The organism is Ottowia oryzae (assembly GCF_003008535.1).
Taxonomy (GTDB): Bacteria; Pseudomonadota; Gammaproteobacteria; order Burkholderiales; family Burkholderiaceae_C; genus Ottowia; species Ottowia oryzae.
Window position 1 is genome coordinate 2,830,002 of the sequence record NZ_CP027666.1, and the last position, 22,621, is coordinate 2,852,622.

Genomic DNA, 22,621 nt, shown 5'->3' on the forward strand with positions numbered 1-22,621 from the left:
CTGCCAGCGCCCGCCCCACCGGCGCCAGAGCCCAAAAACATTCCAAGAATCTAGGAGAGACGCATGAGCACCCACCCGGTCGATGAACGACTACCCGCGGGCAAACTGACCGCCCTGGGCCTGCAACACGTGCTGGTGATGTACGCCGGCGCGGTCGCCGTGCCGCTGATCGTGGGCCGCGCGCTCAAGCTCAGCCCGGATGAGGTGGCGCTGCTGATCTCGGCCGACCTGTTCTGCTGCGGCCTGGTCACCTTGATCCAGGCGCTGGGCGCCACGCAGTGGTTCGGCATCAAGCTGCCGGTGATGATGGGCGTGACGTTTGCGTCGGTCGGCCCGATGGTGGCCATGGCCAACGCCAACCCCGGGCCCGACGGGGCGCGGATGATCTTCGGGGCCATCATTGGCGCGGGCGTCATCTCGATCCTGATCGCGCCGCTGATCAGCCGCATGCTGCGGTTTTTCCCGCCGGTGGTCACGGGCACCATCATTGCGGTGATCGGCATCAACCTGATGCGCGTGGGCATCAACTGGATCTTCGGCAACCCCGTCGGCCCCACGGCGCCGATGACGGTGGCGCCCGAACACAGCGAATGGCTCAGCGGCCTGCGCAGCGCGGCCGCGGTGGGCCAGGCAGGCATTCCGGACGTACCTGCAGGTCTGGTGCTGGCACCCACCGTGCCCAACCCCAACTACGCCGCCCTGCCCGGCGTGGCCGTGTCGGCCGCCGTGCTGGCCACGATCTTGCTGGTGGCGCGCTTCGCGCGGGGCTTTCTGGCCAACATCTCGGTGCTGATCGGCATCGTGGTGGGCGGCGTCATCGCCACCGCCGCCGGCATGATGAACTTTGACAAGGTGGGCAAGGCGCACTGGTTCGACGTGGTGCTGCCGTTTCACTTCGGCGTGCCAATCTTCGACCCGGTGCTGATCCTGACGATGGTGCTGGTGATGATCGTGGTGATGATCGAATCCACCGGCATGTTCCTGGCGCTGGGCGAGATGACCGACCGCAAGATCGACCAGCCCGCCCTGGCGCGCGGCCTGCGCACCGACGGGCTGGGCACGCTGATCGGCGGCATCTTCAACACCTTCCCCTACACCAGCTTTTCGCAGAACGTGGGGCTGGTGGCCGTCACCGGCGTCAAGAGCCGCTACGTGTGCGTGGCCGCGGGCTTCATCCTGATCGTGCTGGGCCTGCTGCCCAAGATGGCGGCGCTGGTGGAATCGCTGCCCACCGTGGTGCTGGGCGGCGCTGGCCTGGTGATGTTTGGCATGGTGGCCACCACCGGCATCCGCATCCTGGGCGGCGTGGACTATATGCACAACCGCAACAACGCGCTGATCGTGGCCATTTCCATCGGCATGGGCATGATCCCGCTGATCGCCCCACGCTACCTGCAGTGGATGCCGCACGGCATGCACCCGCTGATCGAATCGGGCATCTTGCTGGCCTCCATCAGCGCCGTGCTGCTGAACCTGTTCTTCAACGGCGCCAAGGGCGATACCGAGGCGACCATCAAGGCCGCCAAGCAGGCCGAGGCGCATTAGACGAGCACGGCGATTGCTGCGTGCCAGCGCGACGGGGCGCGCACCCGCCGCACCAGTGGACGTCAGGGCCGGCCCACTAACGGGCCAAAACAGAGCCAAACAGCCCTCAGGCGCATAGTGTGCCTACGCCAGATGCTATCGTTATAAGAGCTGGCGGCGCTGGTGCAACTGCCGCGTCCTAGCGCAGCCCAGCCCAGCCATAACGGTCATCAGCAAGCCCATGGCCATCAGCGCCCACTGGCCCAGCGTGGGTACCGCCACGGCCGCGGCGGCGCGGCAGCCGGCGTTCCAGTCGGTCTCGCCGGTGGCGATGTTCCAAGCGGCGTTGGTGGCCGCGTCGGGCGACGGCAACATGTCACGGTTGTTCGCGCGCCCGGCAACGGCCGGCAGGCATAGCTGGCTCAGGCCTGGGAGCAATGCGGGCGGCGCGGGCGGCACTGGACCGCTGAAGTTGTTGCCACTGGCGTTTAACCGGATCAACGTGTTCGGCAAGGCCGAAATGGGGCCGCTCAACTGGTTATCGGAAACGTAGAGTTCTTTCAGAACAGCCAAACTGCCCAGCGGTGGAATGACGCCGCTCAGCGCATTGCGAGAGACCTCGAAGCCCTCGAGTGCGACTAGGCTGTCCAACGCCGGAATTGCCCCCTCCAGTTGGTTGTCTCTCGCCCAAAACAGCTTCAGAGTGGGCACACCAGCCAGTGGCGGAATTGACCCCGTCAGCCGGTTATAGGAAACACTAACCACCTCCAACGCGGGCAAGTTGGTCAGTTCCGGGATAGGGCCCGTCAAGCCGTTGCTGTAAGCCAGGAATTTCTCCAGCGCCTGCAGACCGGAGAGTTGCGGTATTGGCCCTGTCAAGTTGTTGTTGCTGACACGGAAATAAAACAAGTCGTTCAGCCCCGTGAGTGCAGGAATGGCACCTGTCAGGGCGTTTGCATCAAGATTTACTTCTATCAGACTGGTAAGCGCATTGAAGTTGACTGGCAAGCTGGCGACTCCCGAAGTACCAACTAAGTTATTACCTGGCAGCGTGATCCTCGTGACAGCGTCGCCGAAGGAGGAGCAGACCACGCCATACCACGCCTGCTCGCACGGGTCGCCGACCAACCAGTTTGTACTAATGGTCCAGCCTGGGCCGTTGGTGCTGTTGTACAGATCCTCAAGCACCTGCCGCTGGACGGCAGGTACGGCAGCCAGCGCAGAAACACTGCAAGCGGCCAGCGCGGTCGCGGCGAGGGCACGCGCACAGCGCGCAGCGATGGGTTTGGACATGTCGAATCTCCTTCCAATGCGTGCGCCACGAGAGATAGCGCGTGCGTCCAGGGCCAAAGGTGGATGGCCACTTGCTCTTTCATCGCCATGCGCCGCACCCGTCACAGGGCTGTGGGGATGGCGCCTGACTGCACCCGAGAACCAATGGCAAATAGCCTTCAGGCGCCTACTGCAACTGCATATACAGCTATCGTTATCAGAGCTTACGGCGCTTGCGCAACGGGCGCACGCCAATGCCACCGCGCCCCGCCAAGCTCGCCAGCAGCACGCCCATGCCCATCAGCGCCCACGGGCCCAGCGTGGGCACCGCCGCCACGGCCGCGGCGGCGCGGCAGCCGGCGTTCCAGTCGGCTTCACCGGTGGCAGCGTTCCAGGCGGTGTTGGTGGCCGGGTCAGGCGAGAGTTGCAGGTTGGGATTGTTGGCGCGGCCGGGGACGACAGGCAGGCACAACTCGCTTCTGCCCGGCGCAAGCAGCGCCGGCGCCGCCGGCATCGGGCCACTGAGGTCGTTTCCATGGACGTTCAGCTGTATAAGGCCACTGGGCAAGGCCGGAACAGGCCCGGTCAATCGGTTGTTCGAGGCATCGAAGCCCTCCAACGCAGCCAGACCGACCAGTGGCGGAATGACGCCAGTCAATTGATTGTTGCCAACGTAAAAGCCGTCCAACGAAGGCACCGCATCCAATGGCGGGATATCCCCTGTCAGCAGGTTATTTTCTGCTGCAAAAACTTCCAACAACGGCACGTTGTCCAGCGCCGGAATGGCGCCTGCCAGTCGATTTTCGGACACGTCAAAGTAGGTCAAAGCAGGCAGGGACACTGGCGGGATGGTGCCCGTTAACTCATTGTTGCCAACGCTGAAAACTGCCAAGGCATTCAAGCCTGACAAGTCAGGAATATGCCCGTTCATTCGATTGCCCGAAAGGCGCACCTCTTCCAAGCGCGTCAACGCATTGAAGTTGGCCGGCAAGCTGCCCACGCCACCTGGCGTGCCAACCAGGTTGTTGCCTGGCAGACTGATTTCAACGACGTTGGTGCCGGCCGCGTTGCAAGTAATGCCGTACCACGCGTCATCGCAAGGGTCGCCGGTGCCCCAATTGGTATTGTTGGTCCAGTTGCTGCCGTTGTTATTGATGAACAGCGCAGCGAGTACGGTGAACTCGGCAGCGGGCACCGCAGCCACTGCGGGCAGGCTGCAAGTGGCCAACGCAGCGGCCAAGACGCGCGCGCACCGCAGCGCGATCGGTTTGAACATGAAAACCTCCTCCAAATGCGCTGTCAACCAGCACGTTCCCAACAAACAACGGTGCAACCGGGCGGTTTCTGCGTGCCGGCGCTGGCATCTAGGACTGCCGCATGGCAACAGGGCTTTGCGCAACCGCATGCGTCAAACCGTCTTTCCTAGATACCAATAGGAAAGTTTAACGCAATTTGGATTCTATTTGGATTCTATTTCATCAGCCATCCCGCGGGCGCTAGGGCGCGCGCGGACATTTGCCCGCTGCGCGTTAACCGAATTGCACGCAGCGCATGCTGATGGTGCCGGCCTGAAAGCCTTCGTAGATGGTTTTGGGCCGTTCCTGCGCGTCTGCGGCCCCCAGCGCGTACATGAACGGGTAGTAATGGTCGGGCGTGGCCACGGCGACATCGGCACCGGGCAGCTTGGCGTAGGCGGTAAGTGCCGCGTCGTCGCGCTCGGCCAGCGCCTGTTTGACGGCATTGTCAAAGGCCTGGGCCCAGGGCCGGCTGGCCATCACGCCATCGGGACGGCCACGGTCGGTGGCGCGCAGGTTGTGCGCCACGTTGCCGCTGCCCAGAATCAGCACGCCGCTGTCGCGCAGCGCGGCCAGGTCACGCCCCACGGCGCGGTGAAACGCGGCCGGCTGGTCGTAGTCGATCGACAGCTGAAACACCGGAATGTCTGCCTTGGGGTACAGGTGGTGCAGCACCGTCCAGGTGCCGTGGTCCAGCCCCCAGTCCTGCGTGGCCACCACCTTGGCCTGCTTCACCAGGGCAGCGGCCTGGCGGGCGCGCGCCGGGTCGCCCGGCGCGGGGTAGCTGATGTCGGTGAGCGCAGGCGGAAAGCCGCTGAAGTCGTAGATGGTTTTAGGCCGCGTCTGCACGTCGATGGCCGTGCTGCCGCGCGTCAGCCAGTGGGCCGAAATGCTCAGAATGGCGCTGGGGCGAGGCAGCTCCTGCCCCCAACGGGCCAGACGACGCGTGAAGGCGGAATCGCTGATCGCGTTCATGGGGCTGCCGTGGCCGATGAAAATCACCGGCATGCGCTGCTGCGCCTTATCTCTTCGCGCCGTCTGGGCGTGCGCCTGCGTGCCCAGCGTCTGCAGCGCTGCCACCGCGGCCGCAGCGCCTATGCCGTGCAGCCATAAGCGGCGCGAATGGCTGGTTTGAAAGGCTGGGAGGAGGCGAAAATCCATAAAAATTGGCGCCGGAGTGAACCAGCCAAACAGGTAAGCGAAAGAAACAGACGCGCTCAAGCCCTCCAAAGTTCCGCGCACGCGCGGCGGCTTCAGGGGCAACCCGTTCGGTCCATTCGCCCCAAGCCGTATCGGCATTCAGGCATCTGCTTATGCGACATCGGCATATGTGAACAACAATTGATTGGTTGGCCGTTGCCCGCGCAGCCGTTACATTGCCACGCCGACCTGAAGCGTGGGTGCGGCCCCGGCGCGCCAGAAAACCCTTCCACACGATGTACCAATACACCCAATTCGACCGTCAGTTTGTCCAGCTTCGCGCGCAGCAGTTCAGGGACCAGCTTGAGCGCTGGGAACGCGGCGAACTCACCGACGAACAGCTGTTGCCCCTGCGCCTGCAAAACGGCTGGTACGTGCAACGCTACGCGCCCATGGCCCGCATCGCCGTGCCCTACGGCGAGATCAGCAGCGCGCAGCTGCGCATGCTGGGTCACATCGCCCGCGAGTACGACCGCCCGGACCAAGCCCTGCTGGACTCGGCCCAGCAGACGCAGGACGCGCTGCAGGCCTCGCAACCTGGCCTGACGCTGGCCGCGCCCCCGCTGAAGTACGGCTATGGCCACTTCACCACGCGCACCAACGTGCAGTTCAACTGGATTCCCTTGTCCAAGGCGGCGGACGTGATGGATCTGCTGGCCAGCGTGAACATGCACGGCATCCAGACCAGCGGCAACACCATCCGCAACATCACCAGCGAAGCGCTGGAAGGCATTGCGCCGGACGAGATCGTGGACACGCGCCCTTACGCTGAGATCATGCGCCAGTGGAGCACGCTGCACCCCGAGTTCGCCTTTCTGCCGCGCAAGTTCAAGATCGCATTCAACGGCGCCGAGGAAGACCGCGCCGCCACCGGCTGGTACGACGTCGGCCTGCAGGCCCGCCGCAACGACGCGGGCGAAGTCGGCTTCACCATCAAGGTGGGTGGCGGCATGGGCCGCACGCCGGTGATCGGCACCGTGGTGCGCGAGTTCCTGCCCTGGTCCGAGCTGCTGAACTACGTCGAGGCGGTGATCCGCGTCTACAACCGCTACGGCCGCCGCGACAACAAGTGGAAGGCCCGCATCAAGATTCTGGTGAAGGCCGAAGGCCAGCAATTCATTGACGAGGTAGAAGCCGAATACAAGGCCATCGTCGAGCAGGATGGCGCCCCGCACACCTTGACGCGCGCCGAGCTGAAGCGCGTGCAGGCCAACTTCGTCGTGCCGGATTTCCGCCCGGCCAACCTGCCTTCGCAAGTCGATGTGAACAGCCAGTTGTACCAGCGCTGGCTGAAGCAGAACGTGCGTGCGCACCGCCTGCCCGAGCTGGCCGTCGTCACCCTGTCCTTCAAACGCCTGGGCTGGGCGCCCGGCGATGCCGACGCCGACACGCTGGACGCACTGGCCGAGCTGGCCGACACCTTCAGCGCCGGCGAAGCGCGCCTGACGCATGAGCAAAACCTGCTGCTGCCCTGGGTGCACCGCGAAGACCTTCCCGCGCTGTACGAGCGCGCCCGCGCCCTGGGCCTGGCGCAACCCAACATCGGCCTGCTGACCGACATGATCGCCTGCCCCGGCGGCGACTTCTGCTCGCTCGCCAACGCGCGTGCCATCCCCATCGCCGCCGCCCTGACCGAGCTGTACCAAGACATCGACGAGGTGACCGACCTCGGCCCGATCGACCTGCACATCAGCGGTTGCATCAACAGCTGTGGCCATCACCACAGCGGCCACATCGGCATCCTGGGCGTGGATAAAGACGGCAAGGAGTGGTACCAGGTCACGCTGGGTGGCAGCGACGGCTCTGCCCTGTCCGGCGCGGCGCACCCCGGCAAAGTCGTGGGCCCCTCCTTCAGCGCGGCCGAAGTGCCGGGCGTGGTGGAAGCCGTGCTGACCACCTACCGCGACCTGCGCGCCAGCCAGGCCGAGCACTTCATCGACACCCTGCGCCGCGTGGGGCACGACCCGTTCAAGGCCGCCGCCAACGGCGCGCGCCTGGACGCTGGGCACCGCACGCGGCAGGCGGCGGAAACGGCCTCCGCCTGAGTTCCGATGGCGCGAGGGCGCGCCGCCATCCATTCGCCAATCGCTATTGAATTAGTAGCACCCAGGGCAGTCTGCTACTGCGCTACACGCCGATTTTCCACGAAGGGTGTGGCACGGCCCCCGGCGACGCTGCACTGCTTCGCCGCGAGTAGACCATCGGCCGACGCAACGCCTAGCTCATCGGGCCGGCGGGCCTCCAGCAAACCGATAGCATCTGCGCATGAACGCCACACGCCGCCCGCCTTCCCGCCCCGCCACCGCCGCCACCGCCCGGTCAAGCAAGCCGCCCGCTGCGTCCGACAAAGACCAGCCGCTGATCGACGACATCCGCCTGCTGGGGCGCCTGCTGGGCGACGTGATCCGCGAGCAGGAGGGCGAAGCCGCCTACGAGCTGGTCGAGCAGATCCGCCAGCTTTCGGTGGCCTTCCGGCTGCATGAAAACCACGCGGCCGACAAGGCGCTGAAAAAGCTGCTGAAAGGCTTGAGCGGCGACCAGGCCGTCAGCGTGATCCGCGCGTTCACGTACTTTTCGCACCTGGCCAATCTGGCCGAGGATCAGCACCACATCCGCCGCCGCGAGGTGCACGAACGCGCCGGGCGCAGCCAGGAAGGCAGCCTGGCCGTGGCCTTGAAGCGCCTGGACGACAAGCAAATCAGCAACGACGCCATCGTGCAAACGCTGTCGAAGGCCTACGTGGCGCCGGTGCTCACCGCCCACCCGACCGAGGTGCAACGGCAAAGCATCCTGGCGGCCGAGCGCGGCATTGCCGAGCTGCTGGCCGCGCGCGACGCCCTGCTCGAGCAGGCGCAGCTGTACGCCAAGGGGCAAGACGCGCTCACCCCGCGCGAGCTGGCCGCCAATGAGGCGCAGATCAAGGCGCGCGTGGTGCAGCTGTGGCAAACGCGGCTGCTGCGGCTGACCAAGCTGACGGTGTCGGACGAGATTGAAAACGCGCTGCGCTACTACGAAACCACCTTCCTGCGCGAGATTCCGCGCATCTACGCCGAGCTGGAGGCGCAGTTGGGCGGTGCGCACCTGCACCCCTTCCTGCGCATGGGCCAGTGGATTGGCGGCGACCGCGACGGCAACCCCTTCGTAACGGCCGACACGCTGGCCACGGCGCTGCGGCGCCAGTCGGAAGTGGTGCTGCGCCACTACCTGACGGAAGTGCATCTGCTGGGCGGCGAGCTGTCGATGGCGGCCCGGCTGGCCCAGGTGTCGCCGGCCATGCAGGCGCTGGCCGAGGCCTCGCCCGACCAGAATCCGCACCGCGAGGACGAACCCTACCGCCGCGCCCTGACCGGCGTGTACGCGCGCCTGGCCGCCACGCTGCGGCACCTGACGGGCGGCGAGGCTGCGCGCCACGCGGTCAGCCCGCAAAATGCCTACGCCACGCCGCAAGCGTTTCTGGCCGATTTGCGCACCATCGAAGCGTCTTTGCGCCAGCACCACGGCCAGGCGCTGGTCGAGCTGCGCCTGGCCCCGCTGATCCGCGCGGTGGAGGTCTTCGGCTTTCACCTGGCCACCGTAGATCTGCGCCAAAGCTCAGACCAGCATGAAGCCGTGCTGCAAGAACTGCTGGCCACCGCCCAGCTCGAGGCGGACTACGGCGCGCTGGATGAGGCCGCGCGCCAGCAACTGCTGCTGCGCCTGCTGAACGACGCGCGCCCGCTGCGCGTGATGGGCGCCACCTATTCGGCGCACACGCAGTCCGAACTGGCTATTCTGGAAACCGCCCTGCGCGCCCGCGCCGACTACGGCCCCGAAGCGCTGCGCCACGCCATCATCAGCCACACCGAAACCGTCAGCGACTTGCTGGAAGTGCTGCTGCTGATGAAAGAAGTGGGCCTGATGCGCGGCACGCTGGACAGCGCCGGCGCCGTGGCCGATCTGGTGGTGGTGCCGCTGTTCGAGACGATTGGCGATTTGCGCCAGGCTGCACCCATCATGCGCGCCTACTACGCGCTGCCGGGCATCGCCGCGCTGTGGCAGCGCAGCGGCGCTGAGCAGGACATCATGCTCGGCTACAGCGACAGCAACAAAGACGGCGGCATCTTCACCAGCAACTGGGAGCTGTACCGGGCCGAGCTGGCGCTGGTCGAGGTGTTCGACACCCTGGCAGCCAGCCACGGCATTCGCCTGCGCATGTTCCACGGGCGCGGCGGCACCGTGGGGCGCGGCGGCGGCCCCAGCTACCAGGCCATCCTGGCGCAGCCGCCCGGCACGGTGCGCGGGCAGATTCGGCTGACCGAGCAGGGCGAGATCATCGCGTCGAAATACGCCAACCCCGAAATCGGCCGCCGCAACCTTGAAACACTTGTCGCCGCCACGCTGGAAGCCACCCTGCTGCAGCCCACCAAGGGCGCCAGCGCCGCCTTTTTGCAGGCGGCCGAGGCGCTGTCGCAGGCCAGCATGGCCGCCTACCGCCAGCTGGTCTACGAAACGCCCGGCTTTACCGACTACTTCTTCACCGCCACGCCTATCCGCGAGATTGCCGAGCTGAACATCGGCTCGCGCCCCGCCTCGCGCAAGGCCACGCAAAAGATCGAAGACCTGCGCGCCATCCCCTGGGGCTTCAGCTGGGGCCAGTGCCGCCTGACGCTGCCCGGCTGGTACGGCTTTGGCACGGCGGTGCAGCAGTTCGTGAACGCCCATGGCGCCGACCCGGCCAAGCAGACCGCGCTGCTCAAGCGCATGGGCGCGCAGTGGCCGTTCTTCCAGACGCTGCTGTCCAACATGGACATGGTGATGGCCAAGAGCGACTTGGCCCTGGCCTCGCGCTACAGCGAACTGGTGCCCGACCCCCGCCTGCGCCGCCGCATCTTCAGCGCCATCCAGGCCGAATGGCAGCGCACCGCCGACGCGCTGGCACTGATCACCGGCGACACCGACCGGCTGGCGCACAACACGGCGCTGGCCCGCTCAATCCGCCACCGTTTTCCGTATATCGATCCGCTGCATCACCTGCAGGTAGAGCTGCTGCGCCGCTGGCGCGACGGCGCGGCGGACGAGCGCGTGAAGCTGGGCATCCACATGTCGATCAACGGCATTGCGGCGGCGCTGCGCAACACGGGCTAAGCGGCCAGGCTGCGCTCAGCCGATTGGGTCAGCAGCGCCCCAAAAGTGCCGCTTTTGGCGCGCAATGGCGTCAGTAACAGGCTGGTTCGCGTGCGATCACGGCTGCGCAGCCACTGGTGCGCATCCGCATTTCCTTATTCATCCACTGCATATACCCCAAAGAACTCTGTAGTTTGCGTTGGCGCCCTGGCGCCCTAAAGTCTCCCCACAACGGATCGGCACCGCGCCAGGCGTGCCGGCCCAGACTCCACGATCAACACTATGAAACTGATAGCTTCCAGCGCCGGTGCAGCCAGCGCAGACAGCCAAAAAACCTTGCAAATCGCCAACGACGCCGATCTGGCCGCGCTGGCGGCCGAAAACGCCTTCAGCGGCGTGGATCGCATCGAGCTTCAGTTCCCCAAATTCACCGACGGGCGCGCCTTCAGCCAGGCCGTCACGCTGCGCCGCCGCTACGGCTTTCAGGGCGACATCCGCGCCACGGGCGATGTGCTGATCGACCAGCTGGTGCAGATGCACCGCAGTGGCTTCACCAGCGCCGTGCTGGCTGAAGGGGTTGACGCAGCCGCGGCCGAGCGGCAGTTCGCCCGCTACAGCGCTTTCTACCAAGGCGATGCGCAAAACCCGCAGCCGCTGTTCGCCCGGGAAGCACCATGAACGCCGCGCTCGCCACACCCAACCTGGCCGAAGTCAACGCCCAGCTGGGGCGCTACGCGCCCGAGCTGGTGCGCTGGGCGCTGGGCCTGGGGCAGCGGGCCATCGTCACCACCAACTTCCGCCCTTTCGAGGCGGTGATCCTGCACATGGTCACGCGCGTGCAGCCCGACGTGCCCGTGGTCTGGATGGACAACGGCTACAACACCGAAGCCACCTACCGCTTTGCCGACGAGGTGACCCGGCAGCTGAAGCTGAACCTGCAGATTTACCTGCCGCGCCGCAGCCGCGCGCACCGCGAAGCGCTGGAAGGCCCCGCCCCCGCGCTGGATGACCCGCGCCACGCCGCCTTCACCGAAGAGGTAAAGCTGGAGCCCTTTGCCCGCGCCCTGCGCGAAACCGCGCCCAAGGTCTGGTTTACCGCACTGCGCGCCACCGACACCGCCGTGCGCGCGGCGATGGAGCCGGTCAGCATCAACCCCGACGGGCTGATCAAGGTGGCGCCGCTGCTGCACTGGTCGTCCAAGGATTTGTACGAGTACTGCCAGGCGCACGGCCTGCCGAACAACTTCGACTACGTGGACCCAACCAAGGCCGAGGACAACCGCGAATGCGGGTTGCACATAGAGCACTAGCGTGCTACCCCCTGAGTCGCCTGCGGCGCCTTCCCCCTCTCTCTTCGGGAGGGGACAACGTCAGTGCCGGGCGCAGGTTCGTGCACGCCGTTCGCTGGTGATTGGGGCGCTGCCCAGCCGTCCGTTGAAGTGCGAGCGAAGCCGACCCAGCGTGTCTTAGATGTTGAGAACAAATGCCGGATACCGAAACTGCCCCGATGAACGCTCCTGTGAAACCTGATGCGATCGAGTCGGCCTTGAACCAGGCCGGCGCCCACCACCTGAGCAACGCGCACCTGGACGCACTGGAAGAAGAAACCATCTTCATCCTGCGCGAAGTGGCGGCGGCGTTTGAGCGCCCGGCGCTGCTGTTTTCGGGCGGCAAGGATTCGCTGGTGATGCTCAAGTGCGCCGAAAAAGCCTTCGTGAACACGAAGGGCCCCTCCGGTAGCCAAGGCCGCATTCCCTACCCGCTGCTGATGATCGATACCGGCCACAACTTTCCTGAGGTAACCGATTTCCGCGACCTGCGCGCCAAGGAACTGGGCGCCGAGCTGATCGTGCGCAGCGTGGAAGACAGCATGGCGCGCGGCACCGTGCGCCTGGCGCACCCGGGCGAGAGCCGCAACGTGCACCAGTCGGTCACGCTGCTCGAGGCGATCGAGGAATTCCGCTTTGACGCGCTGATCGGCGGCGCCCGCCGCGACGAAGAAAAAGCCCGCGCCAAAGAGCGCATCTTCAGCCACCGCGACAGCTTCGGCCAGTGGCAGCCCAAGGCACAGCGGCCCGAGCTGTGGACGCTGTTCAACACCCGCCTGCAGCCGGGCGAGCACTTTCGCGTGTTCCCGATCAGCAACTGGACCGAGCTGGACGTGTGGCAGTACATCGAGCGCGAGCAGGTCGCCCTGCCCAGCATTTACTACGCGCACCAGCGCGAGGTGGTAGAGCGGCGCGGCCTGCTGGTGCCGGTGACCGACCTCACCCCGCCCAAGGAGGGTGAAACCGTGGAAACGCGCACCGTGCGCTTTCGCACCGTGGGCGACATCACCTGCACCTGCCCGGTGGAAAGCCCCGCCGCCACGCCGGGCGAGATCGTCATCGAGACGCTGGCCGCCGAAGTCAGCGAACGCGGCGCCACGCGCATGGACGACAAGACCAGCGAGGCGAGCATGGAAAAGCGCAAGAAGGACGGGTATTTCTGACGTGCATCCCTCGGATGGGAACGCAGCCAGGGCTTGGCAAAGCCTTCGCCCGGCTGCCCTGGACGGGGCGGTTGCATTGCGTGCGCCGCGCGGCTGGCACCACGGTTGCGCCAAAAGCTTGCAGATCTGAATTCTGAAGGAAGACCATGACAACTACCGAATTGATAGCTGCTCGCGCAGATCAGACGGGCGCTGAAGCCACTTTTGACACCCAATCCGCCCTGCGCTTCATCACCTGCGGCAGTGTGGACGATGGCAAGAGCACGCTGATCGGCCGCCTGCTGGTCGACAGCAAGGCCGTGCTGCAAGACCACCTGGCGGGCGTCACCCGGTCGGGCGAAACCGATCTGGCGCTGCTCACCGACGGGCTGCAGGCCGAGCGGGAGCAAGGCATCACCATCGACGTGGCGTACCGCTACTTCAGCACCGAAGCACGCAAGTTCATCATTGGCGACGCACCGGGGCACGAGCAGTACACGCGCAACATGGTCACCGCCGCGTCGCAGGCCGATGCCGCCGTGGTGCTGGTGGACGCCACCAAGCTGGACTGGCGCAACGACCAGCTGGCGCTGCTGCCGCAAACGCGCCGCCACGCGCTGCTGGCGCACCTGCTGCGCGTGCCGTCCATCGTCTTCGCCGTGAACAAGCTGGACGCGGTGGAAGACGCCGAGCTGGCCTTCGCCCACATCCGCGGCGCCCTGGCCCGCTTTGCCCAGGCGGCGGGCATCCAGGTGCGCGGCACGGTGCCGGTGTCGGCCCTGAAAGGCTGGAACGTGGTGGAGCCGCACCCCGGCTGGGCCGGCTACGACGGCGACAGCCTGCTGCAGCTGCTGGAGCGCCTGCCCGTCACCCCGCGCGAGGTCGATCTGCCCTTGGCCTTCCCGGTTCAGTGGGTGGAAAAACCCAGCGCCGATGGCGCGGCAGCGTCAGCCGGGGCCGCCGTAAGTGGCGAGCACGGCCGCCGCGTGTTCTGGGGCCGCGTCGCTGCCGGCCAGGTTCTGCCTGGCGCCACCGTGCAAGTCCAGCCGGGCGGGCGGACCGCCGTGGTAGCGCAGGTGCTTGACCACGCCCGCCGCCCCGCCAACGTGGCCGCAGGCCACAGCGCCGGCATCGTGCTGGACCGCGAGCTGGACGTGTCGCGCGGCGACTGGATCGTGGCCACCGCCGCCGCCGGAGCGCCCGCCCCCGCCGCGCCAGACGACTTCGCTTTCGACGACGAAACCGCCGGCCCCACCGCCGCCTGGCCCGCCACGCGCACACTGTCCACCACCATCGCGTGGCTGGACGACGAGCCGCTGCTGCCTGGGCGCGTGTACTGGGCGCTGCACGGCCACCGCTGGGTGAAAGCCAAGGTGCAACGCATCGTGGAACGCGTGGACATCCACACCCTGGCTGCCGAGGCCGCCACGCAGCTGGACGCCAACGCCATCGGCCATGTCGAGCTGGCGCTGCAAGAAGCCATTCCCGCCGCGCCGTTCACCCAAAGCCGCACCCTGGGCGCGCTGATCCTGGTGGACAGCGCCAGCCAGCGCACGGCCGGCGCGGTGCTGGTGCGCTGAACGCGCCGGGCGGGTCTGGTGTGAATGGGCAGCAAGTGCGTTACGCAGCGCGCCACGCCGAGCCACCCGCTGGCGTAGCTCGCCAGCCGCGCCATTGCAGCGCTGCAAACACGAACACGGCCAACGCATTGAGCCACAGGTACGCGTGGCCCAGCGCGGTGACCCCGCCCGCCGCCGACAAGCCGATGCAACACAGGCCCCAGCCGACGTTGCCGCCCACGATGAGCGGAAACAACCAGGACCACACCGCGCGCGACGTCGCCATGGCCGCCAGCAGCGCCACATACGCCAGCAAGAAGACGCCCGGGCCGACCAGCAAGGGCGCGGGCAAGCCCAACAGGCTGTCCAGTCGTGCGGCAAAGCCCAGGTGCAGCACGGCGGCGGCAAGGCACAGCAGCGCATCGGCCTTCAGCACGCGGCGCAAAAACGGGGTGGGTTCAAGGGTAGGCATGGTGCGGGTTCCTTCTGGCCAACGCCCCTCGTCACGCCCGGGACACGGCGCGCGCAGCCCGGTGTGTGGGGCAGCGCTGGCCCTCAATCTAGACGCCCGCTGGCCATACGTCGATGACCTGCGAGGTCATGGTGGCGCGTCGTGCGGCGCGCCTTTCAGGGTTCGGCTATGCGCTGGCGGCCGCAGCGCGCAGGCGCTCGGCGGTGGCTTCATCCGCGGGGTAGAACAGCTCGGCGCACAGCTCGGACAAGGTCACGTCACCAGGCGCACCCAGCGTGCACACGGTAGTGAACAGCGACAGGCGGCCCGCCACGGGCAGATCCAGCACGCAGGGCAGCAGCAAGGGCGGCGGGCCGGCGGGCTGGCGCACGTCATCGCTCAGCGCCCGGATGTTCGGGTAGGCCAGCACCTCGCGCTCCAGCGCCGCCAGATCGTCGTCACCGCTTTGCGCCACCGCGCGGCGCAGGTTGCCCAGCATGTCGCTGGCCCATTGCGCGAAGTTGACCGTCACCCGCGCCAAGCCGTCCGGATGCAGGCAGGCTCGGTAGACATTCACCGTCGGCGCACGCAGCGCTGCCGGCAGCAGCGCCGCCATCAGTCCCGCGCCCGCCGTGTTGGCCTGCACCACGTTCCAGGCACGGTCCAGCACGAAGCCGGGGTAAGGGTCGTGCGCAGCAAGCAGGCGCGCCAGCGCGGCCTGCACCGGGCGCATGTCAGGCGCGTCCAGCGCGCGCTGCGAAAAGCGCGGCGCGTACCCAGCGGCCAGCAGCAGCGCATTGCGCTCGCGCAGTGGAACGGCCAGCACGTCGGCCAGCGCCATCAGCACCTCGGGGCTGGGGCGCGAGCGCCCGGTTTCCACAAAGCTCATGTGGCGGGGCGACACGCCGGCGTCCAGCGCCACGGCCATCTGGCTCAGGCGCCGGCGCTGGCGCCACCCGCGCAGCAGCGCGCCGACGGCTTGGGCCTCGTGGGCCGGCGCGGGCACGTGGGGCAGATTCGGTGCGAGGTTCATCGCGTCGTCCTTTCGGGGCGGGTGATGGTGGTTGGCGGGTTCGACGACGCTGGCTGGCCGCCGGGCGCGGTGGCCGGCCAGCTTGCACCGGTCGGCGCCAAGGGTCGATTACCTGCCGGGTCATCGGCGCGGCGCAAGGCCGGCGCCATTGGCCCTACATACCACAGCCCTTTTGCCACCCGGGATTACCCCAGCCCTGGGGCGGGGCAGCCGTTAAAATCGGACTTTGGCCGGGCGGTGCCATGCCGCCGCAGTTCAGGTTACGACAGCGCCCCGCACTGGCGACACCCGCCCGCACACCTTATTCGTTTGCTCTCAGCTCCAAGAACATGACCCACGTCGTCACCGAAGCCTGTATCAACTGCAAGTACACCGATTGCGTGGACGTTTGCCCGGTCGATTGCTTCAAGGAAGGCCCCAACTTCCTGACCATCGACCCCGACGAATGCATCGACTGCGCGGTGTGCATTCCCGAATGCCCGGTCAACGCCATCTACGCCGAAGAAGATGTGCCCAAGGACCAGATCCACATGACCGAGATCAACGCCGAGCTGGCGCGCGACCCCGGCTACAAGACCATCACCAAGCGCAAGGATTCGCTGCCCGACGCCGAGGAATGGAAAGACCGCACGGACAAGCTGCCCTTCCTCAAGCGCTGATCGCCCCGCGGCACCGCGCCGTGGTGCTGCCATCGCCGTCGCACGGTTTTTGTGTCAAATCGACCGCCAGCGCAGGCTGCACCAGCGCCGGAAGCTCCTGAATTGGAAGCAAAATCCATGGCCCAAGCGCTCCAGGCCCCGCAGGAAATCGACGCCGCCATCATCGGCGCGGGGCCGGTGGGGCTGTTTCAGGTGTTCGAGCTGGGCCTGCTGGAGATCAAGGCCCACGTCATCGACGCGCTGCCCATCGTCGGCGGCCAGCCGGCTGAGCTGTACCCCGACAAGCCGATCTACGATATTCCCGGCATCCCCATGTGCAGTGGGCTGGGGCTGATCGAGGCGCTTCAACAGCAGATCGCCCCCTTCGCCCCCACCTTTCACCTGGGCCACGAAGTCAGCACGCTTCAGCCGCAGCCCGATGGGCGCTTTCTGCTGGAATCGGCCCAGGGCCTGAAGCTGCTGGCCAAGGCGGTGTTCATCGCCGCGGGCGTGGGCGCCTTCCAGCCTCGGCGCCTCACGGTGCCGGGCATTGAGGCGTTCGAGGGGCGACAGCTTTTTTACCGCGTGCCCAGCGCCGCGCAATTTGCCGGGCAGCAGCTCGTCATCGTGGGCGGCGGCGATTCCGCGCTGGACTGGGCCGCGCACTTCGCCAGCCAGGCTGAGCACCGCCCCGCCAGCGTGGTGCTGCTGCACCGGCGCGACGGCTTTCAGGCCACGCCCGCCGCCGTGGCGCGCATGCGCGCGCTGTGCGAGGCGCAGCAGATGCAGTTCATGGTCGGCCAGGTGGCGGGCTTTGAGGCCGACGACGATCGCCTGCGCGCCGTGCGGGTGATGGGCCCAGACGGCGTGACACGCACGCTGGCGGCCGATGCGCTGCTGGCCTTCCTGGGCATGAGCCCCAAGCTGGGCCCGATTGCCGACTGGCAGATCGACATCGAACGCAAGCAGCTGCTGGTGAACACCGAAACCTACGGCACCAGCGTGCCCGGCATCTTCGCCGTGGGCGACATCAACACCTACCCGGGCAAGAAAAAGCTGATTCTTTGCGGCTTTCACGAAGCCACGCTGGCCGCCTATGGCGCCCTGCCCTTCGTGTACCCGGGCAAGGACGTGTTCTTTCAGTACACCACCACCAGCCCGCGCCTGCACGCCATGCTGGGCGTGGCCACGCCTGAGAAAAAAGGCTGAGGCGCCCGCCCAGCCTCCGGTACACTGCCCGCCATCATGCCGCGCCATCTTTGCGTTGACAGCCGCACCCTCGCCTCTTCGGCCGGGCGTGCCGCCACGCCTTGTGCGCGAATGATTACCACCATGTCCACCGCGGCCCCCTAGCCTGCGCGGGGTGGCCGTACCGGCGGCCACCTGGTGTCATTCCCTCATCGAACGAACCCAGCCTGGCCCGCTGGGTTTTTTGTTGTTGGTTGATTGAAGGAATGACCCGCCATGTTTTCTGACCCCGCTTCGCGCCCCGCGTTAGCCCACTCCGCAGCCACCGGCGCGCCCCTGCGCGTGGGGATGATCGGCATCGGCACCGTGGGCATCGGCACCTGGCGCGTGCTGCAACGCAACCAGACGGCCATCGCCGGGCGCGCGGGCCGGGCCATCGAGATCTTGGCCGTCGCCGCCCGCAACCTGACGCGCGCCGCACAGTTGCTGGGCGACGCGCCTGGCGTGGCGCTGACCAGCGACCCGCTGCAGTTGGCCACCCGGCCCGACATCGACGTGCTGGTGGAAGTGGCCGGAGGCACCGGGCCCGCCCGCGAATGGGTGCTGGCGGCCATCGCGCACGGCAAGCACGTCGTCACCGCCAACAAGGCGCTGCTGGCCGAGCACGGCAACGAGATCTTTGCCGCCGCGCACCAGCGCGGCGTGGCCGTGGCCTACGAAGGCGCGGTGGCCGTCAGCATCCCCATCGTGAAAGCGCTGCGCGAAGGGCTGGCCGCCAACCAGGTCGAATGGGTGGCGGACATCGTCAACGGCACCACCAACTTCATCCTGACGCGCATGCGCGAGGCCGGCCTGGGATTTGACGAAGCCCTGGCCGAAGCGCAAGCCCTGGGCTACGCCGAAGCCGACCCCAGTTTTGACGTGGACGGCATCGACGCCGCGCACAAGACCGCCCTGCTGGCCGCCAACGCCTTCGGCATGCCGGTGCGCTTTTCGCAAGCGCATGTGGAGGGCATCCGCGCGCTGCAGGCGGTGGACGTGGCTTGCGCCGAGCGGCTGGGCTATCGCGTCAAGCTGCTGGGCATTGCGCGCCTGCAGGACGCGGGCGTGCAGCTGCGCGTGCACCCGGCGCTGGTCCCGGCCGACCACCTGCTGGCGGCCGTGAATGGCGCGATGAACGGCGTGCTGGTCAAGGGCGATGCGTCGGGCATCACGATGCACTACGGCGCGGGGGCGGGGTCAGAGACCACCGCGTCGGCCGTGATCGCCGACCTGATCGACATGGCGCGGCAAACGCTGGATGGCCGGCGCCCCTGCGTGCCGGGCTTGGCCTTTCACCCCCACGCGCAGGTGGATCGCCCCGTGCTGCCGATGGCCAGCGTGCGCACCGCGCACTACCTGCGGGTGCCCTTGGCACGGCGTGAAGCGATGGCCGAACTGGCGGCGGCGCTGGGTGCCCGTGGCGTCACGCCGGTCACCATGTCGGTGCATGTGCAGCCGAGCGGCGCACACGCCGGGCTGCATGCGCTGATCGTCACGGCGCCTGTGGCCGACGGCGTGGCGCAGCACGCGGCTGGGCAGATGGAGGGTTTGTCGGCATGCTGCGGCCCCGTCGCGCGCCTGCGGATTGAGCGGCTGGATTGAGGCGCGGGCGACGTCGGCCTGCCTGCGGGCACGACCCAATTTGTCGAACGATGGGCTTGATCGCCTGCGCGACGGCCTACTTACAAAACAGTGCCCCAGCGCCCACCCCTATTGCGCAAGCAGCTATATTTTAGGTAGCATAAAAAGCAAAACGCCCCTTTCGGGGCGCTTGCAGAGACAGCGCGGCAGGCATCCAGAAACCTGCCCGTAGGCCATCGTCAGAACGCAGCAGGCCGCCATTTCAGCAGGCGCTTTTCCACCCGCGTCAACAGGAAGTCGGCCAGCAAGGCAACCACCGCCAACACGATCATCGCGGCGAACACGCCGCTGGCGTTGAACGCGCCCTGGGCGGTGGAGATCAGCAAGCCAATGCCTTCTTTGGCGCCCAAGAATTCGCCCACCACCGCGCCCACCAGCGCAAAACCAAAGCTGACGTGCAGGCTGGCCAGAATCCAGGACATGGCCGACGGGATGACCACCGACATCGTCACCTGGCGCGGCGAGGCGCCCAGGATCTGCGCGTTGGCGATCATGTACTTGTCGGCCTCGCGCACGCCCTGAAAGGCGTTGCCGAAGACGACGAAGAACACCATCACCACGGCCAGTGCCACCTTGGACGCCATGCCCAAGCCCAGCGCGATGACGAACACCGAGCCCAGCACCACGCGAGGGATGGAGTTGGCAATCTGGATGTACAGGCTGAACACGTCCGACAGCAGCTTGTTGCGCCCCAGCAGAATGCCGGCCACCACGCCCGCCACCGCACCGATCAGAAAGCCCAGCACGGTTTCTTCCAGCGTCACCAGCACCTGCTGCCACAGCGGGCCTTGCGAAGTGCCTTCGGTCACCCATTCGACCAGCTGGCGCCAGATCAGGCTGGGCTGCGAATAGAAGAAGGGGTCTATCCACTTCATGCGCGCGGCCACTTCCCAGCCGCCCAGCACCAGCACGAGCACGGCCACGCGCAGCCAGATGATGAGTTGCTTGCGCTGGCGGATGGCGCGCTGCGCAATTTCAGATTCGCGCGCCAGGGCTTCGTCGCTCAGGGCGGCGGGCACGCCGCTTGCCTGAATGCCGCGCGATGGCGCGGGGCCGCCTGCGGCCATCGCCGGGCTGACAAGGGTGTTCATGGTGGTCTCCGATGTTGGCGGCGTTCAGTGAATGACGACTTCTTCGCGCAGGTCGTCCCAGATGCGCTTGGACAGGTCGATGAACTGCGGGTCGTAGCGCACCTGGCTCATCACGCGCGGGCGCGGCAAGTCGATGTCGTACACGCGCTTGAGCGTGGCAGGGCGTGCCGACAGCACGAACACCCGGTCGGCCAGCGCAATGGCCTCTTCCAGATCGTGGGTGACGAACACCACCGACCCGCCCGTGCCCGACCACAGGCCGAGCAGCTCGTCCTGCATCAGCGTGCGCGTCTGCATGTCGAGCGCCGAAAACGGCTCGTCCATCAGCAGGATTTCGGGCTGGTTGATGAAGGTCTGCGCCAGCGCCACCCGCTTGCGCATGCCGCCCGACAGTTGGTGCGGGTAGTGGTCGCCAAAGCCTTCCAGCCCCACGCGGCGAATCCACTGGTCGGCCAGCGCCAGGGCTTCGGCCTTGGGCTTGCCCCGGAAAATAGGGCCTGCGGCCACGTTGTCGCGCACGCTTTTCCACGGAAAGACCGCATCGGCCTGAAAGACGAAGCCAATGCGCGGGTCGATGCCCTGAATCGGCTGGCCCATGATCTTGACGCTGCCTACCGTGGGCTTGAGCAGCCCGGTGATCATGTTCAGCGTGGTCGATTTACCGCAGCCCGTGGGGCCGACGATGGCGACGAATTCGCCGCGCGCCACCTTCATGCTGAAGTTGCGCAGCGCCACAGTGGCGTTGCCGTCGGCCGATATGAAGCGCAGCGAGACGTCGTCAAACTCGATGGCGGGCGCGGTGCCGGGCGACGCGCGGCGCCCCTGCAGGGCCGTGACGTGGGCGGTGGTGGGCAAGGCTTGGTCTGTCATGTTGATCAACCGCCTTATTTGCCCGCCACCAAGGCGTTGGTGTAGGTCTTGGCCAGGTTGATGTTGCCGCTCTTGACCTGCGGCTTGTACGTGGCCAGCACCTTCAGCACCGTTTCTGGCCCGCCTTCAGGCATGCGCCCGTCCTTGGTGAACATGGGCAGCGAGGCCTTCAGCGCCGATACATACAGCGCCTTGTCGCTGCCGTAGTAGTCCTTGGGCATCTTCTCGGCGATTTCTTCGGCCGAATGGGTGCTGATCCACTGCATGGTCTTGCTGAAGGCGCGCGCCAGCTTGGTCGCCTCGGCCTTGTGGCTGTCGGCCCAGGCGTTTTGCACATAGAAGCTGGCGGCCGGGTACAGACCGCCCAGGGCCGCCTTGGTGCCCTCTTCGGTGCGCAGGTCGACCAGCACCTTGGCGTCGCCCGTCTTGAGCAGCTCGGACACGGTGGGCTCGGTCGTCATGCCCGCCTGGATGCGGTCTTGCTTGATGGCGGCAATGAAGGTGGCGCCAGCACCCACGGGCAGCAACGAATACTCTTTGGACGCCACGCCCGCGCGGTCGGCCAGGTAGCGGGTCAGAAAGTCGGTGGACGATCCCAGCCCCGTCACGCCCAGCGTCTTGCCGCCCTTGGCGTCGGCCATGCTTTTGAAGCCCGCGTTGAAGGCCTTGGTGGACACCAATTCGACCTCGCCGGGCACCTTGCCGAACACGGCAATAGCCTCGATCTCTTTGCCCTTGCTTTGCAGATCGATGGTGTGGTCGTAAAAGCCCACCACGCCTTGCACGGCGCCAGCGATCAGCTGGTTTTCGGCATCCACGCCGGCAGGCTGCGACTGCAGCTCGACCTTCAGCCCTTCGTCCTTGAAGTAGCCCAGCGCCTCGGTCAGCTTGGCCGGCAGGTAGATGATCTTGTTGATGCCGCCCACCATGATGGTGATGGGTGTGTCGGCAGCCTGCGCCAGCGGCGCGCCAGCGGCCAGCGCGGCGCCCAGGGCGGCGGCCAGCAAAGTGCGGCGGGGAAGTGCTTTCATGTTTGTCTCCTGCGGTGAAGGTGGCTTGGCGGTCAGACTTCGCCTGCCCGTGGTCTCAATGTAGGCAGCGCCGCATTTCAGCCGGCTTTCGCTGCACCGCAGCAAATCTCAGGGATTACCCTAGGACGGCGATCATTCCAAGCCAAATCGCCCTCTGGCGCAGGTGCAGCGTGCGCCACCAGCTATCAAAACGATAGTATTGGCAAGGTACCG

Annotated in this window: 18 protein-coding genes; 10 read left to right on the plus strand and 8 right to left on the minus strand. The window is 66.7% G+C overall.

The genetic code is table 11. From position 1 onward, the window contains the following. The first annotated feature begins 63 nt into the window (after positions 1-63). Positions 64-1,545 (plus strand): nucleobase:cation symporter-2 family protein, encoded by a 1,482-nt coding sequence (locus tag C6570_RS12915; protein ID WP_106703582.1) that lies wholly within the window; start codon positions 64-66, stop codon positions 1,543-1,545. Positions 1,546-1,686: 141 nt separating this feature from the next. Here C6570_RS12915 and C6570_RS12920 read toward each other — a convergent pair whose 3' ends face one another. The 3 genes from C6570_RS12920 to ygiD form a co-directional block, all read right to left on the minus strand. Continuing rightward, on the minus strand, positions 1,687-2,817 hold the full coding sequence (locus C6570_RS12920; RefSeq protein ID WP_106703583.1) for a leucine-rich repeat domain-containing protein: 1,131 nt from the start codon (positions 2,815-2,817) through the stop codon (positions 1,687-1,689). Between the two features lie 196 nt (positions 2,818-3,013). After that, complete coding sequence (locus C6570_RS12925; RefSeq protein ID WP_106703584.1) at positions 3,014-4,072, minus strand: hypothetical protein; 1,059 nt, start codon at positions 4,070-4,072, stop codon at positions 3,014-3,016. 253 nt (positions 4,073-4,325) lie between these two features. Next, positions 4,326-5,252, minus strand: coding sequence for a 4,5-DOPA-extradiol-dioxygenase (ygiD, locus tag C6570_RS12930; RefSeq protein WP_106703585.1), 927 nt, complete (start codon positions 5,250-5,252; stop codon positions 4,326-4,328). Between the two features lie 275 nt (positions 5,253-5,527). Here ygiD and C6570_RS12935 point away from each other — a divergent pair, with 275 nt between their 5' ends. From C6570_RS12935 to C6570_RS12960, 6 genes are all read left to right on the plus strand, one after another. Further along, positions 5,528-7,336, plus strand: coding sequence for a nitrite/sulfite reductase (locus tag C6570_RS12935; RefSeq protein WP_106703586.1), 1,809 nt, complete (start codon positions 5,528-5,530; stop codon positions 7,334-7,336). A 220-nt stretch (positions 7,337-7,556) separates the two neighbouring features. Beyond that, positions 7,557-10,415: a phosphoenolpyruvate carboxylase gene (gene ppc, locus C6570_RS12940; RefSeq protein ID WP_106703587.1), complete on the plus strand. Its 2,859-nt coding sequence runs from the start codon at positions 7,557-7,559 to the stop codon at positions 10,413-10,415. Positions 10,416-10,676: 261 nt separating this feature from the next. Next, entirely contained in the window at positions 10,677-11,072 is a 396-nt protein-coding gene (locus tag C6570_RS12945; RefSeq protein ID WP_106703588.1) for a DUF934 domain-containing protein, read from the plus strand. Beyond that, positions 11,069-11,704: a phosphoadenosine phosphosulfate reductase domain-containing protein gene (locus C6570_RS12950; RefSeq protein WP_106703589.1), complete on the plus strand. Its 636-nt coding sequence runs from the start codon at positions 11,069-11,071 to the stop codon at positions 11,702-11,704. The genes C6570_RS12945 and C6570_RS12950 overlap by 4 nt, the downstream gene beginning before the upstream one ends. A 197-nt stretch (positions 11,705-11,901) precedes the next feature. Then, positions 11,902-12,885 (plus strand): sulfate adenylyltransferase subunit CysD, encoded by a 984-nt coding sequence (cysD, locus tag C6570_RS12955; RefSeq protein WP_211297598.1) that lies wholly within the window; start codon positions 11,902-11,904, stop codon positions 12,883-12,885. A 146-nt stretch (positions 12,886-13,031) separates the two neighbouring features. Then, on the plus strand, positions 13,032-14,444 hold the full coding sequence (locus tag C6570_RS12960) for a sulfate adenylyltransferase subunit 1 (RefSeq protein ID WP_106703590.1): 1,413 nt from the start codon (positions 13,032-13,034) through the stop codon (positions 14,442-14,444). 40 nt (positions 14,445-14,484) lie between these two features. Here C6570_RS12960 and C6570_RS12965 read toward each other — a convergent pair whose 3' ends face one another. Further along, positions 14,485-14,895, minus strand: a complete 411-nt coding sequence (locus C6570_RS12965; RefSeq protein ID WP_123812263.1) for a hypothetical protein — start codon at positions 14,893-14,895, stop codon at positions 14,485-14,487. A 166-nt stretch (positions 14,896-15,061) separates the two neighbouring features. Continuing rightward, the gene (locus tag C6570_RS12970) at positions 15,062-15,907 is read right to left on the minus strand and encodes a helix-turn-helix domain-containing protein (protein WP_106703592.1); all 846 of its coding nucleotides are present in this window, start codon (positions 15,905-15,907) and stop codon (positions 15,062-15,064) included. A 329-nt stretch (positions 15,908-16,236) separates the two neighbouring features. On the opposite strand from C6570_RS12970, the gene fdxA reads away from it, so the two are divergent. The 3 genes from fdxA (at position 16,237) to C6570_RS12985 (ending at position 19,377) form a co-directional block, all read left to right on the plus strand. Further along, positions 16,237-16,566: a ferredoxin FdxA gene (fdxA, locus tag C6570_RS12975; RefSeq protein WP_106703593.1), complete on the plus strand. Its 330-nt coding sequence runs from the start codon at positions 16,237-16,239 to the stop codon at positions 16,564-16,566. Positions 16,567-16,683: 117 nt separating this feature from the next. Then, positions 16,684-17,754, plus strand: a complete 1,071-nt coding sequence (locus C6570_RS12980) for an NAD(P)/FAD-dependent oxidoreductase (protein ID WP_106703594.1) — start codon at positions 16,684-16,686, stop codon at positions 17,752-17,754. Positions 17,755-18,009: 255 nt separating this feature from the next. After that, entirely contained in the window at positions 18,010-19,377 is a 1,368-nt protein-coding gene (locus C6570_RS12985; RefSeq protein ID WP_106703595.1) for a homoserine dehydrogenase, read from the plus strand. 218 nt (positions 19,378-19,595) lie between these two features. Here the strand turns inward: C6570_RS12985 and C6570_RS12990 are convergent, their stop codons facing one another. From C6570_RS12990 to C6570_RS13000, 3 genes are read right to left on the minus strand one after another with little or no spacing between them, the layout of a single operon-like run. Continuing rightward, positions 19,596-20,483 carry an ABC transporter permease gene (locus C6570_RS12990; RefSeq protein WP_106704687.1) on the minus strand — a complete coding sequence of 296 codons (888 nt, stop codon included), beginning with the start codon at positions 20,481-20,483 and terminating at the stop codon, positions 19,596-19,598. 48 nt (positions 20,484-20,531) lie between these two features. Then, entirely contained in the window at positions 20,532-21,377 is an 846-nt protein-coding gene (locus C6570_RS12995) for an ABC transporter ATP-binding protein (protein ID WP_106704688.1), read from the minus strand. Between the two features lie 14 nt (positions 21,378-21,391). Then, positions 21,392-22,408, minus strand: a complete 1,017-nt coding sequence (locus C6570_RS13000; RefSeq protein ID WP_106703596.1) for an ABC transporter substrate-binding protein — start codon at positions 22,406-22,408, stop codon at positions 21,392-21,394. Between the last annotated feature and the right edge of the window lie 213 nt (positions 22,409-22,621).

Excerpts from the sequence above, each read along its gene's own strand:
- C6570_RS12915 (WP_106703582.1), top strand. The coding sequence starts at position 64 with ATGAGCACCCACCCGGTCGATGAACGACTACCCGCGGGCAAACTGACC.
- C6570_RS12920 (WP_106703583.1), bottom strand. The coding sequence starts at position 2,817 with ATGTCCAAACCCATCGCTGCGCGCTGTGCGCGTGCCCTCGCCGCGACC.
- C6570_RS12925 (WP_106703584.1), bottom strand. The coding sequence starts at position 4,072 with ATGTTCAAACCGATCGCGCTGCGGTGCGCGCGCGTCTTGGCCGCTGCG.
- ygiD (WP_106703585.1), bottom strand. The coding sequence starts at position 5,252 with ATGGATTTTCGCCTCCTCCCAGCCTTTCAAACCAGCCATTCGCGCCGC.
- C6570_RS12935 (WP_106703586.1), top strand. The coding sequence starts at position 5,528 with ATGTACCAATACACCCAATTCGACCGTCAGTTTGTCCAGCTTCGCGCG.
- ppc (WP_106703587.1), top strand. The coding sequence starts at position 7,557 with ATGAACGCCACACGCCGCCCGCCTTCCCGCCCCGCCACCGCCGCCACC.
- C6570_RS12945 (WP_106703588.1), top strand. The coding sequence starts at position 10,677 with ATGAAACTGATAGCTTCCAGCGCCGGTGCAGCCAGCGCAGACAGCCAA.
- C6570_RS12950 (WP_106703589.1), top strand. The coding sequence starts at position 11,069 with ATGAACGCCGCGCTCGCCACACCCAACCTGGCCGAAGTCAACGCCCAG.
- cysD (WP_211297598.1), top strand. The coding sequence starts at position 11,902 with ATGAACGCTCCTGTGAAACCTGATGCGATCGAGTCGGCCTTGAACCAG.
- C6570_RS12960 (WP_106703590.1), top strand. The coding sequence starts at position 13,032 with ATGACAACTACCGAATTGATAGCTGCTCGCGCAGATCAGACGGGCGCT.
- C6570_RS12965 (WP_123812263.1), bottom strand. The coding sequence starts at position 14,895 with ATGCCTACCCTTGAACCCACCCCGTTTTTGCGCCGCGTGCTGAAGGCC.
- C6570_RS12970 (WP_106703592.1), bottom strand. The coding sequence starts at position 15,907 with ATGAACCTCGCACCGAATCTGCCCCACGTGCCCGCGCCGGCCCACGAG.
- fdxA (WP_106703593.1), top strand. The coding sequence starts at position 16,237 with ATGACCCACGTCGTCACCGAAGCCTGTATCAACTGCAAGTACACCGAT.
- C6570_RS12980 (WP_106703594.1), top strand. The coding sequence starts at position 16,684 with ATGGCCCAAGCGCTCCAGGCCCCGCAGGAAATCGACGCCGCCATCATC.
- C6570_RS12985 (WP_106703595.1), top strand. The coding sequence starts at position 18,010 with ATGTTTTCTGACCCCGCTTCGCGCCCCGCGTTAGCCCACTCCGCAGCC.
- C6570_RS12990 (WP_106704687.1), bottom strand. The coding sequence starts at position 20,483 with ATGGCCGCAGGCGGCCCCGCGCCATCGCGCGGCATTCAGGCAAGCGGC.
- C6570_RS12995 (WP_106704688.1), bottom strand. The coding sequence starts at position 21,377 with ATGACAGACCAAGCCTTGCCCACCACCGCCCACGTCACGGCCCTGCAG.
- C6570_RS13000 (WP_106703596.1), bottom strand. The coding sequence starts at position 22,408 with ATGAAAGCACTTCCCCGCCGCACTTTGCTGGCCGCCGCCCTGGGCGCC.